The sequence below is a fragment of the Actinokineospora diospyrosa genome (genome assembly GCF_024171925.1).
GTDB classification, from domain to species: domain Bacteria; phylum Actinomycetota; class Actinomycetes; order Mycobacteriales; family Pseudonocardiaceae; genus Actinokineospora; species Actinokineospora diospyrosa.
On the sequence record NZ_JAMTCO010000020.1, the window covers coordinates 100,732 to 114,874 of the forward strand.

Annotated in this window: 14 protein-coding genes; 8 read left to right on the forward strand and 6 right to left on the reverse strand. The window is 72.4% G+C overall.

The window, feature by feature from the left end:
- Positions 1-3 precede the first annotated feature (3 nt).
- Both LV75_RS32680 and LV75_RS32685 read left to right on the forward strand, forming a co-directional pair.
- Positions 4-1,008: an NAD(P)H-dependent glycerol-3-phosphate dehydrogenase gene (locus tag LV75_RS32680; protein WP_253891261.1), complete on the forward strand. Its 1,005-nt coding sequence runs from the start codon at positions 4-6 to the stop codon at positions 1,006-1,008.
- Complete coding sequence (locus LV75_RS32685) at positions 1,005-2,129, forward strand: cystathionine gamma-lyase (RefSeq protein ID WP_253891262.1); 1,125 nt, start codon at positions 1,005-1,007, stop codon at positions 2,127-2,129. The genes LV75_RS32680 and LV75_RS32685 overlap by 4 nt, the downstream gene beginning before the upstream one ends.
- Before the next feature lie 12 nt (positions 2,130-2,141).
- Here the strand turns inward: LV75_RS32685 and LV75_RS32690 are convergent, their stop codons facing one another.
- Together LV75_RS32690 and LV75_RS32695 are read right to left on the reverse strand one after the other, a co-directional pair.
- Entirely contained in the window at positions 2,142-2,882 is a 741-nt protein-coding gene (locus LV75_RS32690; RefSeq protein ID WP_253891264.1) for an anti-sigma factor, read from the reverse strand.
- Complete coding sequence (locus tag LV75_RS32695; protein ID WP_253891310.1) at positions 2,879-3,478, reverse strand: sigma-70 family RNA polymerase sigma factor; 600 nt, start codon at positions 3,476-3,478, stop codon at positions 2,879-2,881. Before LV75_RS32695 ends, LV75_RS32690 begins: the two co-directional genes overlap by 4 nt.
- Positions 3,479-3,876: 398 nt before the next feature.
- Here LV75_RS32695 and LV75_RS32700 point away from each other — a divergent pair, with 398 nt between their 5' ends.
- Positions 3,877-4,356, forward strand: coding sequence for a cysteine dioxygenase (locus LV75_RS32700; protein ID WP_253891266.1), 480 nt, complete (start codon positions 3,877-3,879; stop codon positions 4,354-4,356).
- Here LV75_RS32700 and LV75_RS32705 read toward each other — a convergent pair.
- Positions 4,325-5,011, reverse strand: a complete 687-nt coding sequence (locus LV75_RS32705) for a pyridoxamine 5'-phosphate oxidase family protein (protein WP_253891267.1) — start codon at positions 5,009-5,011, stop codon at positions 4,325-4,327. The two genes, LV75_RS32700 and LV75_RS32705, sit on opposite strands and share 32 nt — an antisense overlap.
- A 67-nt stretch (positions 5,012-5,078) precedes the next feature.
- On the opposite strand from LV75_RS32705, the gene pdxR reads away from it, so the two are divergent.
- Together pdxR and LV75_RS32715 are read left to right on the forward strand one after the other, a co-directional pair.
- On the forward strand, positions 5,079-6,503 hold the full coding sequence (pdxR, locus tag LV75_RS32710) for a MocR-like pyridoxine biosynthesis transcription factor PdxR (protein WP_253891312.1): 1,425 nt from the start codon (positions 5,079-5,081) through the stop codon (positions 6,501-6,503).
- 11 nt (positions 6,504-6,514) lie between these two features.
- Positions 6,515-7,669, forward strand: a complete 1,155-nt coding sequence (locus tag LV75_RS32715) for a D-alanine--D-alanine ligase family protein (RefSeq protein ID WP_253891269.1) — start codon at positions 6,515-6,517, stop codon at positions 7,667-7,669.
- Between the two features lie 30 nt (positions 7,670-7,699).
- On the opposite strand, the gene LV75_RS32720 is transcribed toward LV75_RS32715, so the two are convergent.
- Positions 7,700-8,284: a DUF3515 domain-containing protein gene (locus tag LV75_RS32720; protein ID WP_253891271.1), complete on the reverse strand. Its 585-nt coding sequence runs from the start codon at positions 8,282-8,284 to the stop codon at positions 7,700-7,702.
- Positions 8,285-8,303: 19 nt separating this feature from the next.
- Positions 8,304-8,537 carry an Lrp/AsnC ligand binding domain-containing protein gene (locus LV75_RS32725; RefSeq protein WP_204451150.1) on the reverse strand — a complete coding sequence of 78 codons (234 nt, stop codon included), beginning with the start codon at positions 8,535-8,537 and terminating at the stop codon, positions 8,304-8,306.
- Between the two features lie 108 nt (positions 8,538-8,645).
- Between LV75_RS32725 and LV75_RS32730 the strand changes: the two genes are divergently transcribed.
- The 3 genes from LV75_RS32730 to LV75_RS32740 all read left to right on the forward strand — a co-directional run bounded on the left by LV75_RS32730 (position 8,646) and on the right by LV75_RS32740 (position 10,890).
- Positions 8,646-9,611 carry a thiamine-phosphate kinase gene (locus LV75_RS32730; RefSeq protein WP_253891273.1) on the forward strand — a complete coding sequence of 322 codons (966 nt, stop codon included), beginning with the start codon at positions 8,646-8,648 and terminating at the stop codon, positions 9,609-9,611.
- Between the two features lie 117 nt (positions 9,612-9,728).
- Positions 9,729-10,178: a GNAT family N-acetyltransferase gene (locus LV75_RS32735; protein WP_253891314.1), complete on the forward strand. Its 450-nt coding sequence runs from the start codon at positions 9,729-9,731 to the stop codon at positions 10,176-10,178.
- Positions 10,179-10,215: 37 nt separating this feature from the next.
- On the forward strand, positions 10,216-10,890 hold the full coding sequence (locus tag LV75_RS32740) for a uracil-DNA glycosylase (protein ID WP_253891274.1): 675 nt from the start codon (positions 10,216-10,218) through the stop codon (positions 10,888-10,890).
- A gap of 1,033 nt (positions 10,891-11,923) precedes the next feature.
- On the opposite strand, the gene recG is transcribed toward LV75_RS32740, so the two are convergent.
- Positions 11,924-14,122: an ATP-dependent DNA helicase RecG gene (recG, locus tag LV75_RS32745; protein ID WP_253891276.1), complete on the reverse strand. Its 2,199-nt coding sequence runs from the start codon at positions 14,120-14,122 to the stop codon at positions 11,924-11,926.
- Positions 14,123-14,143: the final 21 nt, after the last annotated feature.

The window sequence follows — 14,143 nt, forward strand, 5'->3', positions numbered from 1 at the left end:
GCCATGGCGGGCAAGATCACGGTCATGGGCGCGGGGTCCTGGGGGACCACCTTCGCCAAGGTGCTGGCCGACGCGGGGACCGAGGTGGTCCTGTGGGCGCGGCGGCGCGACGTCGCCGAGGGCATCGCCGCGACCAGGCAGAACCGGGACTACCTCCCGGGGGTGGTGCTGCCGGACCCGTTGACGTCCACTTCGGACCCGCGGGCGGCGCTCGAGGGCGCTGGCACGGTGGTGCTCGCCGTGCCCAGCCAGACCCTGCGGCACAACCTGACCGCGTGGCGGGCGTTGCTGCCGCGCGGGGCGACGCTGGTGAGCCTGGCCAAGGGGGTGGAGTTGGGCACCCTCAAGCGGATGAGCGAGGTCGTCGTCGACGTGGCCGGGGTGCCCGAGGACCAGGTCGCGGTGGTGTCCGGGCCCAACCTGGCCAAGGAGATCGCCGAGGAGCAGCCGACCGCGACGGTCATCGCCTGCCGCGACCACGACCGCGCGGTGGCGCTGCAGCGGGCCTGCACCACCGGCTACTTCCGGCCGTACACGATCACCGACGTCATCGGCTGCGAGCTCGGCGGCGCCTGCAAGAACGTCATCGCACTGTCCTGCGGCATGGCCGACGGGCTCGGCTTCGGCGCCAACACCTTGGCCACGCTGATGACCCGCGGCCTCGCCGAGACCAGCAGGCTCGGCGCGGCGCTGGGCGCGGACCCGATGACCTTCGCCGGACTGGCCGGGCTCGGCGACCTGGTGGCGTCCTGCTCCTCGCCGCTGTCGCGCAACCGGACCTTCGGCGCGCGGCTCGGTCGCGGCGAGACCATGGCGCAGGCGCAGGCCGCGGTGGGCGGGCAGGTCGCCGAGGGCGTGAAGTCCTGCTCCTCGATCCGCGAGTTGGCGCTGCGGCACGGGGTGGAGATGCCGATCACCGAGGTGGTGCACCGGGTCTGCCACGACGGGTTCGACCCGAACGAGATGGCCGGTCAGCTCATCGGCCGCAAGACCAGGCCGGAACGGTGAGCGCGCCGTTCGGGGACGGGACCCGCTGCGTGCACGCGGGACTCGCTCCTGCCGCGCCGGGTGCCGCCGTTGCGCCGCAGCCGGTCTTGGCCGCGCAGTTCCACTTGTCCGATGATCCTGCCGACGACTTCTATGGCCGCGCGGGCAATCCGACGTGGCGCGCGTTGGAGTCAGCGATCGGTGAGCTCGACGGCGGGTCCTGCATCGCCTACGCCTCCGGCATGGCGGCGGTGTCGTCGGTGCTGAGGGTGCTTCTTAAGCCTGGTGACACGGTGGTTCTGCCGTCCGACGGCTACTACCTGGCCCGGTCTTACGTGCGCGAGCACATGAATGGCTTGGTGGTGCGGGAAGTCCCGACAGCGGGGGAGTGGACGGCCGACACGGTCGCGGGCGCCCGCTTGGTGCTGCTGGAGACCCCGTCCAACCCCGGCCTCGACGTGTGCGACATCGCCGAGATCGCGCGGTTGTCGCACGCGGCGGGCGCGCTGGTCGCGGTCGACAACACGACGGCGACCCCGTTGGGGCAGCGGCCGTTGGAGCTCGGCGCCGACCTCACCCTCGCCAGCGACACGAAGGCCCTGGCCGGGCACAGCGACATCGTGCTCGGCCACGTCACCGCCGCCGACCCGGAGTTGGCCGCCCGGCTGCGGTCCGAGCGCACGGCGAGCGGGGCGGTGCCCGGACCGTTCGAGGTGTGGTTGGCGCACCGCGGTCTCGGCACGCTGGACCTGAGGTTGGCCCGCCAGGCGGAGAACGCCGCCGCGCTGTACGAGGCGTTGCGGGGTCACCCACGGATCCGGTCGGTGCGCTGGCCGGGTTCCCCGCACGACCCGGCGCACCCGGTGGCGTCGCGGCAGATGCGCCGCTTCGGCGGGGTGATCACCTTCGAACTGGGCCCCGCCGGACCGGATCTCACTGACCGGGATCCCGCCGCGGCGGTGGCCGATTTCCTGGCCGCGTCCCGGCTGGTGTCCTCGGCCACCAGTTTCGGCGGCCTGCACTCCAGCGCCGACCGCCGCGCGCGCTGGGGCGACCAGGTCCCGGCGGGGTTGCTGCGCTTCTCCTGCGGCTGTGAGGACACCCGCGACCTGGTCGCCGATGTCCTCACAGCGCTGGGCTAGTGCCCCGGGTGCCTAGACCGGCAGGGCCATCTTCATCACGACGTCGCCGTGCGGGGTGTCCGACCCGCCCGCGGCCTCGATGCTGACACCGACCTGGTTGGCCGAGCCGATCCCCGAGCTGTCCACGATGGACGCCCGACCGGTGTTGTCCGGGGTCAGCAGGCCCACCGAGCGCGGGCTGCCGTCGTCCTGCATCAGCCACGCCTGGTAGGTCTTGCCCACCGGGGCGGGCGGCAGGTTCGCTGCCAGCAGCATGACCTTGCCCTGCGCGCGGGACACGACAACGGTGCCGTTGAGGCCCGAGGTCGTCGACCCGCTGACGAACCGGGCGTCGTCGGCCGAGAGCAACTCCACCATGGCCACCGACTGCGACTTCTGGGTGTCGAGCTCCTCCTGGCTGCGCACCAGCAGGACACCGAGCGACACCGACACGACCAGCAGCGCGGCGGCCGCGATTCCGGTCAACCGCAGCGCCCACGCCGAACGGGGGCGGCGCGCCTGCCCGGTGGCGTGGTGCTCCAGCGGCGGCAGTTGGCGGACCTGGGCGACGCGGGCGAGCACCCGCGCCTTCAGCTCCGGTGGTGGCACCTCCGACACCGCGTCCCCGACGCGGGCGGCGGTGGCCTGCAACTCGCGCACCTCTTGGGCGCACGCGTCGCAGTCGGCGAGGTGCCGCTCGAACGCTGCGCGCTCGATCTCCGGGATCGCGTCGAGGGCGTAGGCGCCGGTCAGCGCGTGGATGTCTGCGGTCATCGGGCCACCCCCAGGCAGTCGCGCAGGCGGATGAGACCGTCGCGCAGTCGAGTCTTGATCGTCCCCAGCGGCGTGTCGAGCAGTTCCGCCACCTCGCGGTAGGTCAACCCGCGGTAGTAGGCCAGTTCCACCGACTCGCGTTGCAGGTCGGTCAGCGAGGACAGGCAGCGGCGCACCTGCTCGTGCTCGAGCCGGGTGCTGACCTGCTCGGCCACCTCGTCGAACGGCCTGCTGGTCTCCCGCCGGTAGGCGCGGTCCTCCCGGTCGGTCGCCGACTGCGAGGAGCGCACCCGGTCCACCGCCCGCCGGTGCGCCAGGGTCATCACCCAGGTCATCGCGCTGCCCCGCTCGGGGCTGAACCGCGCCGCGGTGCGCCACAGCTCCAGCAGCACCTCCTGGGTCACCTCCTCCGACTGCGCCGGGTCCCGCACGATCCGCCGGACCAGGCCGAACACCGGGGCCGACACCTGGTCGTAGAGCTGCTCGAAGGCACCCTCGTCGCCCCGGGCCACCTGCTGCAACAACGTTTCCGCCTCCGGTGGGCGCGCCTCACCGGAGGCACCACCGCCCGCGATCCGCCGAACCCGCTCGGCCATGAACACCCGCTCTCGTCGACCAAACCCCCGCGGGACCCGCGTCCACACGTCGCCGGTCATTCGGGGCACCGGCCCCGCCGGATTGGCCGACGGCACCGCCCCCACCGGCGGCGACACCCGCAACACCGCTGGTCGGGCGCCGCCGGTGGGGCACCGCCGCACCCGGTGGGGCACTGTCCCACGGAGTAGGACCGCTTCGCGGTGGGTTGCGCCCGCCCGGGGGGCGCTGCCACGCTGTGCCGCGTGTTGCTGCGCGCCATCGCCGACCGCCGGGGTCACGTCGACCTCGGTCTTGTCGCGAGCGCGCTCTGTCCGTGTCGTTGATCCAGCCCATCCGCCGACCCGGGTCACCGGGCCGTCCCAGCTGTGTTCACCGCCACCGAAGGACACCCCCGGCCATGTTCGCCGTTCCGCCCAACACCATCGCGCTCGCCGCCACCCCGGCCACCGCGCACCCCGTGCTCATCGCCCGCCAGTACGCCCAGGACCGCGCCCGCTGGGCGCCGCTGCTGCGCTACGACCCGGCCCGGCGCTTCGCCGCCCTGGTCGAGCGGGTCGACGGGCAGGAGATCTGGCTGATGAGCTGGCTGCCCGGCCAGCACACCGACCTGCACGACCACAGCACCGCCACCGGCGCGTTCACCGTGGTCTCCGGCACCCTCACCGAGCGGGTCGCCGCCGCGCACCGGCCAGCCGAGGTGCTGCACACGCTGGTCGAGGGGCAGTCGCGGGTGTTCGGCCCCGGCTACGTGCACCAGGTCGGCAACGACACGGCCGACCCCGCGGTGAGCATCCACGTCTACCGGTCCACCCGCCCGGCCATGCGCAACTACCGGATCGACCCGGTCACCGGGCTCCAGAGGCTGCCCGAGCGGTGATGTGCGCGGGCTGCTCGAGGTCGGAGTCCGACACCGGGTCGCCCCACACCTGCCGGATCGGCAGCACACCCGCCCACGCCACGTTCGCGACCACGTCCTCCTCGTCGTCGCCGGGCGCGCCGTCGCGGGTCTTCACCGCGGCCTCGGCGAGGTCGAGGGCCAGCACCGCCGTGGCGGCCAACTCCTTGGTGCTCGGCGGCCGCGCGTGGTCCCACGAGCCGGGCGCCATGTGCTCGGTCAGCACGCGCAGGCCGCGCAGCTTCTCCTCGGGGTCGGTGATCTGCGTCGCGGTGCCGTGCACGACCGCCGACCGGTAGTTCATCGAGTGGTGGAACACCGACCGGGCGTAGACGACCCCGTCGAGCAGGGTCACCGCGACGCACACCTCGATGCCCGCCATCGCGGCCCGCAGGCTGCGCGCGCCGGTCGAGCCGTGCAGGTAGAGGGTGTCGCCGTCGCGGCCGTAGCCGGTGGGCAGCACGATCGGGGACCCGTCGACCACCGTGGACAGGTGGCAGATCAGGCCCGCGTCGAGCACCGCGTACAGCGTGGCCCGGTCGGCCGCGGCGCGGTGCGCGCCGCGCTTGACGGTGCTGCGCGGGGTCGGCGAGAGCGGGGGCAGGTCCGCGTGCGGTGGGGGGCTGGTCTCGGTCACACCGTTTACGCTGCACCAGCCGAGTGGCATCCTGACAGGGCCACAGCTCGGTGATTTCAGGAGGCCACTGGTGTCGGAGAGTCCAGCCCTGCCGGTGACCCTCGACCGGGCGTCCCCCACACCGCTGGCGGTGCAGCTCGCCGAGGAGCTGCGCGCGGCCGCCGGGGACGGCAGGCTGCGCAGCGGCGACCGGCTGCCCTCCACCCGCGCCCTCGCCGCGCAGCTCGGCGTCAGCCGCACGGTAACCGCCGCCGCCTACGAGCAGCTGCACGCCGAGGGGTGGATCACCGGCAAGCACGGCTCCGGCACCTACGTCACCACCGCGCCACCCGGGTCGCCGTCCGCGCGGCCCAAGCCGCGGCCCGCCGAGCCGACCGAGGTGGCCGAGGTGGACCTGCGGCCGGGGTCGCCGTGGGCAAGCGGGATCGACCGGTCCGCGTGGCGGCGGGCCTGGCGCGGCGCCGCGGACGTGGCGCCACTGCCCAGGCCCACCCGCGCAGGCGTGCCCGCCTACCGCGCCACGGTGGCCGAACACCTGTTGCGCCACCGCGGTTTGCGGGTCGGCGGTGACCACGGCGGGGACGGGGGCGAGTCGGTGCTGGCGACCGCGGGGACGACAGCCGCGGTCGCCGAGCTGGCCGCCTCGGTGCTGAGCCCGGGCGACGTCGTGGCGGTGGAGGAACCCGGTTACCAGCGCGCGGTCCAGACCATGGTGGCCGCCGGGTTGGTCGTCGTGCCCGCCCCGGTCGACGCGGACGGCCTGCTGCTCGAGGCGATCCCCGACGGCGCCCGCGCGGTCTACTGCTCGCCCGCGCACCAGTACCCGCTCGGCAGGCGGATGTCGGCCGCGCGCCGGGTGGCCCTGGTGGACCGGGCCCGCCGCGACGGCTGGCTGGTCATCGAGGACGACTACGACGGCGAACTGCGCTACGACGTGGCCCCGCTGCCGCTGCTGGCCGCGCTCGCGCCCGACGTCGTGGTGCACCTGGGCACCACCAGCAAGATCCTGACCCCCGCGCTCGGCGTCGGGTGGATGGTCGCGCCGCCCCCGGTCATCGCCGCCGTGCTGCACCACCGCGACAGCACCGGCACCAGCCCGTCGGCGGCGGGGCAGATCGTGGTGGTGGAGCTGGCCCGCAACGGCGACCTGGGCAGGCACCTGCGCAAGCTGCGCCGCGAGCTCTCCGAGCGGCGCGGCATGCTCGTCGACGCGCTCACCGCCGCCGACGTGCGCTTCCTGGGCGACGACGCGGGCGCGCACCTGGTGGTGCCGCTGGCCTCCGCCGAGGTCGAGCGCGCGGTGATCGAGGCGGCCAGGGCCCGCGGCATCACCCTCGACGGCCTCGCCCGTCACCACTTCGGGCCGCCCGCCTGGTTCGGGATCGCGGTCGGTTACGCGGCGTGTTCGCGTCCCCAGCTGCGCGCCGCGATCCCTGACCTGCTGTCGCTGCTGTCCCGGTCGAGCGACCCCGTGGGTACGCCATCCGGGTAGTCTCGTCCACCATGCCGACCGACGTGCCCACCCCCGACGCGCTGTCCCCCGACGAGTCACCCGCCGTGGTGGCCGCGCCGCGGCCGAAGCTGCGGGTCGCGGTCGTCTTCGGCGGTCGCAGCACCGAGCACACCATCTCCTGCGTCTCGGCGGGCAGCGTGCTGAGCAACCTGGACCCCGAGCGGTTCGAGGTCGTGCCGGTCGGCGTCACCCGCGAGGGCGCCTGGGTGCTCGGCCCGTCGGACCCGGCCGTGCTGCGCATCCAGGACCGCGCCCTGCCGACCATCACCGACGGCACCGCGCTGACCCTGCCCGCCGACCCGACCGCCGCCGGTCTGGTCGTGCTGGAGCCCGGCCGCGAGGGCGAGGTCGTCAGCGGTGTGGACCTCGTGTTCCCGGTGCTGCACGGCGCCTACGGCGAGGACGGCACCATCCAGGGGTTGCTGGAGATGGTCGGCGTCCCCTACGTCGGCCCCGGCGTGCTCGCCAGCGCGGTCGCGATGGACAAGGGTTTCACCAAGAGACTGCTCGCCGCCGAGGGCCTGTCGGTCGGTCGCTTTGTGGAACTGCGCCGCGACCGCGCGACGCTGACCGAGGACGAGCGCGAGCACCTGGGCCTGCCGGTGTTCGTCAAGCCCTCGCGCGCGGGCTCGTCCACCGGCATCAGCAAGGTCACCTCCTGGGACCATTTGGACGCCGCGATCGCCACCGCGCGCGCCATCGACCCCAAAGTGCTGGTCGAGGGCGCGGTCGTCGGCCGCGAGGTCGAGTGCGGCGTGCTGGAGTTCCCCGACGGCTCCGTGCGCGCGTCGCTGCCCGCCGAGGTCCGCCTCGCCGAGGGCATCGACTGGTACGACTTCGACGCCAAGTACCTCGACGACGTCTGCGAACTCGACATCCCGGCGAAGCTGCCCGACGAGGTCGCCGAGCGGCTGCGCGAGACCGCCATCGCCGCGTTCCGCGCGCTGGACTGCCAGGGCCTGGCCCGGGTGGACTTCTTCGTCGGCGAGGACGGTGAGCTGACCGTCAACGAGGTCAACACCATGCCCGGCTTCACCCCCACCTCGGCCTTCCCGCAGATGTGGGAGGTCAGCGGGGTCGACTACCCGACCCTGCTCACCGTGCTGATCGACACCGCGCTGGCCAGGGGAACCGGTCTGCGGTAAGGGGATCGGGGTGGTCCCCACCCGCACCGGTCATGGCCGCACCTCTTGCGCGGCGAGCGCCTGACCGACCACTTCGGACACTGTTTGCAGCGGCCCGGTACCGAGACCCGACGGCAGGGTGAGCGCCACGTACACCGGTCGGTCGACCGCGAACCAGGTGGACGCGCCGTCCCCCTCGACGACGAGCCACCGCACCTTCGACACCTCGCGCAGGCCCGCGGTCGGCGTCAGCTCCGGCGGCTTGCCCAGGCCGCAGCGCAACACGACCGGGTCACCGACCTGGTCGCCCCAGGCGGCGGCGCCGACCGGGGCCGGGTCGGCGACGGCGAGGCGGGGCAGGGTCTTGTCGCCGTTGGGCAGTGCGGCGGGCAGCGCCGCGGTGAGGGTCGCGCACTCCGGTGCACCCGCGGCGGGCGCGTCGACCGGCACCAGGCCCACCGGTCCGGTCCGCGGTGCGGGGGCCAGTGACGCGGGCGCGGCCTGCGCGGGCTCGTCCGGCAGGAACCGGCTGGCGACCACGACGCCCACCACGAGCAGCACCGCCAAGGCCGCTCCGGCGGCGATGGCGGTGCGGGACAGGCCTGCTTGGCCCGGGTCGGCGTGCTCGGTGCTCACCGACCCACTAGACCACGGCTCAGAGGTGGACCACCGGGCAGGTCAGCGTGCGGGTGATGCCGTCGACGTTCTGGATCCTGGCCACGACCAGCTGGCCGAGCAGGTCGACGTTGTCCGCCTCCGCCCGCACGATCACGTCGTAGGGGCCGGTCACGTCCTCGGCCGTGGTGACGCCCGCGATGCCCGCGATCTCCGCCGCCACCGCAGCGGCCTTGCCGACCTCGGTCTGGATCAGGATGTATGCGTGGACCACGGCGCGCCCCTTCGCGGTTATGAGTCCCCTAGAGGTAGGAACGTGTCCAGCAACGTACCCCAGTTGCCTTTCGTTGGGGATTCCGAATGTCGGTGATCGGAGGAAGCAGTGAGTCCGAACACGCCTGATGGCGCGGAAACCGTTGCCGAGGTGGGTGAGTTCGGACTCATCGAACGGGTAACCAGGGGCAGAGCGCAGCCGAGGACCACCCTGTTGGGTCCCGGCGACGACGCGGCGGTGGTGGCCGCCCCGGACGGGCGGGTGGTGGCGGGCAACGACGTGCTCGTCGAAGGGGTGCACTTCCGTTTCGACTGGTCCACCCCGCAGCACGTGGGGCGCAAGGCGGTCGCGGTGAACCTCGCCGACATCGCCGCCATGGGCGCCGAGCCGACCGCGGTGCTGGTGGGCATCGCGTGTCCACCGGGGACCCCGGCCGCGGTGATCGAGGAGCTCACCGCGGGCATGTGGCAGGAAGCGGCCAGGGCGGGCGTCGGCATCGTCGGCGGCGACATGACCCAGTCCGCCACCCTTGTGATTTCCCTCACCGCATTGGGTGATCTGCGCGGTCGGGCGCCGGTGACCCGGGCCGGAGCGCGCCCGGGCGACGTCCTCGCGGTGGCGGGCAAGCTCGGCTGGAGCGCGGCCGGGCTCGCCGTCCTCGGCCGCGGTTTCCGGTCCCCGGTCAGCGTCGTCGGCGCCCACCGCGCGCCGGAACCCCCGTACGCCGCGGGTCCGGCCGCCGCCGACGCGGGCGCCACCGCCATGATCGACGTCTCCGACGGCCTGCTCGCCGACCTCGGGCACCTCTGCGCGGCCTCCACTGTGGCCATCGACGTGCGCTCCGACCTCATCGAGGTGCACCAGCGCCTGGTCGACGTCGCCTCCGCGCTCGGCGGCGACCCCCGGCACTGGGTGCTCACCGGCGGCGAGGACCACGCGCTGGCCGCGACCTTCCCCGACCCGCACGGGGTCCCGGAGGGCTGGCGGGTCATCGGCACCGTCGGCCGCGGCCAGGGCGTCACCGTCGACGGCGCCGTCTACGCCGGGGCCGGGGGCTGGCAGCACTGGCGCTGATCGCTGTCCTTTTCCCCTGTGTCCCTGTGCCGCTGGCGTTCTGCTGTGTTCTGTTGTGTTCTGCACCGCCGGCCGGTTGGTTTCCCGCGCGGGTGAGCGACAATCGCGGGCGTGCGCATCGACATCCGCGACTACGCCCACCCGGACGCGGTCAAGCTCATCGCCGAGGTCCAGCAGGAGTACGTCATCCGCTACGGCGGCGTCGACGAGACCCCGGTCGACCCCGCCGAGTTCACCCCGCCGTCGGGCCTGTTCCTCGTCGGCTACCTCGACGACGTCCCCGTCGCCTCCGGTGGGTGGCGCGTGCACGACGAGCAGACCGCCGAGATGAAGCGGCTCTACGTCAACCCCACCGCGCGCGGCCGCGGTCTCGCCCGCGCGGTCCTCGCCGAACTGGAGCGCACGGCGGTGGAACGCGGGTTGCGCAGGCTCATCCTGGAGACCGGCACCAAGCAGCCGGAGGCGATCGAGCTCTACCTCACCAGCGGCTACGCCCCCATCCCCCCGTTCGGCCACTACGCCGACTCGCCGAACGCCCGCCACCTCGGCAAGATCCTCACCCCGTGACGAAGTCCACTCGTCGGGGTGAGTATGGTCTGCCGCCGTGGCACGACCGCTGAGCGAGATCGTCGAACCGGGCTGGGCCCGGGCACTGGAACCCGTAGCCGACAAGATCGCCGTCATGGGCGACTTCCTGCGCGCCGAGATCGCGGCCGGGCGCACCTACCTGCCCGCCGGTGAGAACGTCCTGCGCGCCTTCCAACAACCCTTCGACAACGTCCGAATCCTCATCGTCGGCCAGGATCCCTACCCCACCCCCGGCCACGCCGTGGGCCTTTCGTTCTCAGTGGCCCCCGAGGTCCGCCCGATCCCCAAGAGCCTCATCAACATCTACAAGGAATACGTCGAAGACCTCGGCCACCCCACCCCGACCAACGGTGACCTCACCCCGTGGACCGAACACGGCGTCCTGCTGCTCAACCGAGCGCTGACCGTGGAACCGGGGAAGTCGAACTCGCACCAGGGCAAGGGCTGGGAAGAGGTCACCGAACAGGCCATCCGCGCCCTCGCCGCCCGAGGCGGCCCGCTGGTCGCGATCCTGTGGGGCCGCAACGCCCGCAACCTCCGCCCGATGCTCGGTTCCCTCCCGGCCATCGAGTCAGCCCACCCGAGCCCGCTCTCGGCCCACGCGGGCTTCTTCGGCTCGAAGCCCTTCAGCCGAGCCAACGCACTCTTGGTGGAACAGGGCGCGGAGCCCGTGGACTGGAAACTCCCTTAGGTCACCTGCGGCCGCGTGCTTTTCGCCACGCGGCCGCCGCTCGCTTCGGTTTGGTTTGTCCACAACCTGCCTGCCCATCCACAGGTTCAGCCGGACCCCCTTGACAGCCCTCGGATTCAGCTAGGCTGGATGTGGGTGGCCCCCCGGGTGGGTGGGGTCTGCCGTCCGGCCGGGTGGTGTTCCCGCTGGGTGGAAATAGCCTTTGAGCTGGTGATCGGGCAAATCCGATTGCCCTCTGCCCTGGTCGCTGGAGCAACCGGACGCGATTCTGCGCCCACTGGACACTCGGCACCAAGCCCCCCTGCCAGGCCCGGCGCCTACCCACTAACCCAGCCCCCATCAGGTCCGCCCCGACCCGCCTAGTCAGCCACTGGCCTCGAACCCAACCGTGCCATTCCAGCTGCCGTCAGGTCTGCCCCAGCCCACCTACTCAGCGCCTGGACACTCGGACTTGGCGGTGCCATCTCAGCCCGCTCTCGTCAGCCCACCTTCCCAGCGCCTGGACAGTCGGACTCGCTGGTGCCAGGTGCTCGATGGGGTGGACCTGTTTTGTGTGGGGGGACGGCACCCGTAGCGTTGTTCGCGCGGCAGGGCCTGCTTTTGGGCCCCTGCTTTGCGGTTCTGCGTCGGGTGTCGTAGGGGCCCCGCGCAAAACAGGTCCACCGCATCGAGCAAAGCTCGAAAATCGCGGATCAGATGCAATGCCGAAGGCGAGCCGTTTACCGGAGCCGAAGGCGGAGGCCCGAATCCCTTGCCCCGCACTCCCAGCCACGGCCTACGCCAAGATCAACCTGATCAAAGCCCCCAAATACACAGCTTACCGCCGCAGCCCGACAAACCGGGAGCGTCAAGCAGCAGCCTGTGGACAGCAGAGCCCGTTGTGGACAACTCATCACCACAGAACGCATCCACAAGATCATCCACCACAAGAGCCCCCGATATACAGCCTACCGAAGCGGTCACACACACCGGGAGCGCAAAAGTTCCCCTGTGGACAGCGGAAGGCATTGTGGATAGCCCGAGAGCGCCGGCGTCAGGCCTTCTCCAAGTACTCCGCCCGGTCCGCTGCCACCACCTGCCGCACCATCCCCGCCAACCCCGGATACGCCCCCAGCTCCGGATCGTCCGCGATCAGCGCCTGCGCCACCACCCGTGCATCCGCGATCACCTGCTCGTCCCGGATCAGCGACAACATCTTCAACCCGGACTTCGCCCCCGACTGGCTGGCCCCCAGGATGTCGCCCTCCCGCCGCAACTCCAGGTCCATCCGCGCCAGTTCGAACCCGTCCAGCGTCGCCGCCACCGCGTCCAGTCGGTCTCTTGTGGACGTTCCGCCGATCATCTCGGTGACCAGGAGGCATACCCCCGGGGCGGACCCGCGCCCGACCCGCCCGCGTAGCTGGTGCAGCTGGCTGACCCCGAAGCGGTCCGCGTCCATGATGACCATGGCTGTGGCGTTGGGGACGTTCACGCCGACTTCGACCACCGTTGTCGCCACGAGGACGTCGATCTCGGCGGCGGCGAAGCCGCGCATCACCGCGTCTTTGTCGTCGGCGGCCATCCGGCCGTGCAGGATTCCCACCCGCAGGCCGGAAAGCGGTCCGCCAGCCAGCATCTCCGCGACCTCCACCACGGCCAGCGGTGGCCGGCGGCCGTCGTCGTTGCCGCCGGGGCCGTCTTCCTCGTCGCCGATGCGGGGGCAGACGATGTAGGCCTGGTGTCCGCCCGCGACTTCCTCGCGGACCCGCTGCCACACCCGGTCCAGCCACGAGGGTTTCTCCGACACCGGGACGACCGTGGTGGAGATGGGGGAGCGGCCCGCCGGGAGTTCGCGCAGCGACGAGGTTTCCAGGTCCCCGTAGACCGTCATCGCCACGGTGCGGGGGATCGGGGTCGCGGTCATCACCAGGACGTGCGGGCTCTGGTTCTCGCCCGCCCTGCCGCGCAGGGCGTCGCGCTGTTCGACGCCGAAGCGGTGCTGTTCGTCCACGACCACCAGGCCCAGGGCGGCGAAGGACACCTTGTCCTGGATCAGCGCGTGCGTGCCGACGATGATCCCGGCGGCACCGCTCGCGGCGTCCAGCATGGCCTGTTTGCGTTGCGGCGCCGTCAACGAGCCGGTGAGGAGGGTGACCCGGGTGGCGTTGTCCGCCGCGCCGAGTTCGCCGCCTTGGCCGAGGTCGCCGAGCAATTCGCGCAGGGAGCGGGCGTGTTGTGCGGCCAGGACCTCGGTCGGCGCCAACATCGCCGCTTGGCGGCCGGAATCGACGACCTGGAGCATGGCGCGCAGGGCGACGATCGTTTTGCCGGAGCCGACCTCGCCTTGCAGGAGCCGGTTCATCGGGTGCGCGCCGGACAGGTCTTGTGCGATCGCGGACCCCACCTCGACCTGGCCCGCGGTGAGGGTGAACGGCAACCGCTTGTCGAACTCGTCGTGCAGGCCGCCCGCGATCGGGGGGCAGGCCGGGGCCGGGCGGGCGCCCGCGGCTTGGCGCCGCTGGGCCAGCGCCAACTGCACCGACAACGCCTCGTCCCATTTGAGCCGGGTGCGCGCCAGTTCCAGGTCCGCCCATTCCGCGGGCCGGTGGATCGAGCGCACCGCCTGTTCGTACGGCGGCAGACCGAGTTTGTCGCGCAACGCGTCCGGGAACGGGTCCTCGATCTCGTCGAGCACCGCCAGCGTCTGCTGCACGCATTGCGCGATCTGCCAGGACTGGATCTTCGCCGACGCCGGGTAGACCGGGATCAGCCCGCCGGCGAACTCCTCGACCGCCCCGGGCCCGGCCGCACCGTCCCCATCGCCGTCACCGTCCCCGTCGACATCGCCGTCGAGCAGTTGGTAGTCCGGGTTGGCCAGCTGCAGCTTCTGCCGGAACGCGGTGACCTTGCCCGCGAACAGCGCGCTGATCCCCGGCTTGAGCTTCTCCATGTGCCAGGGCTGGTTGAAGAACGCGCAGTCCAGCGTCCGCTTGCCGTCGGTCAGCGACACCTCGACCAGCGTGCCGCGCTTGGTCTTCATCTGCCGCTTGTTCACCGACACGACCTTGGCCATGACCGTGACGTGCTCGCCGACCTCCAGGCCCGCGATGTCGGTCAGCTGGCCGCGCTCGGCGTAGCGGCGCGGGTAGTGGCGCAGCAGGTCGCCCGCCGTCCCCAGCGCGTACGCCGCGGCCAGCGCGTCCGCCGACTTCTTGCCCACCAGCCGGTCCAGCCGCTCGCCAAGCCCAGTCATCGCGCTCCAGCCCGCTCCGTC

Coding starts and splice junctions, on each gene's coding strand:
- LV75_RS32680 (WP_253891261.1), top strand. CDS start 4: ATGGCGGGCAAGATCACGGTCATGGGCGCGGGGTCCTGGGGGACCACC.
- LV75_RS32690 (WP_253891264.1), bottom strand. CDS start 2,882: ATGACCGCAGACATCCACGCGCTGACCGGCGCCTACGCCCTCGACGCG.
- LV75_RS32695 (WP_253891310.1), bottom strand. CDS start 3,478: ATGGCCGAGCGGGTTCGGCGGATCGCGGGCGGTGGTGCCTCCGGTGAG.
- LV75_RS32700 (WP_253891266.1), top strand. CDS start 3,877: ATGTTCGCCGTTCCGCCCAACACCATCGCGCTCGCCGCCACCCCGGCC.
- LV75_RS32715 (WP_253891269.1), top strand. CDS start 6,515: ATGCCGACCGACGTGCCCACCCCCGACGCGCTGTCCCCCGACGAGTCA.
- recG (WP_253891276.1), bottom strand. CDS start 14,122: ATGACTGGGCTTGGCGAGCGGCTGGACCGGCTGGTGGGCAAGAAGTCG.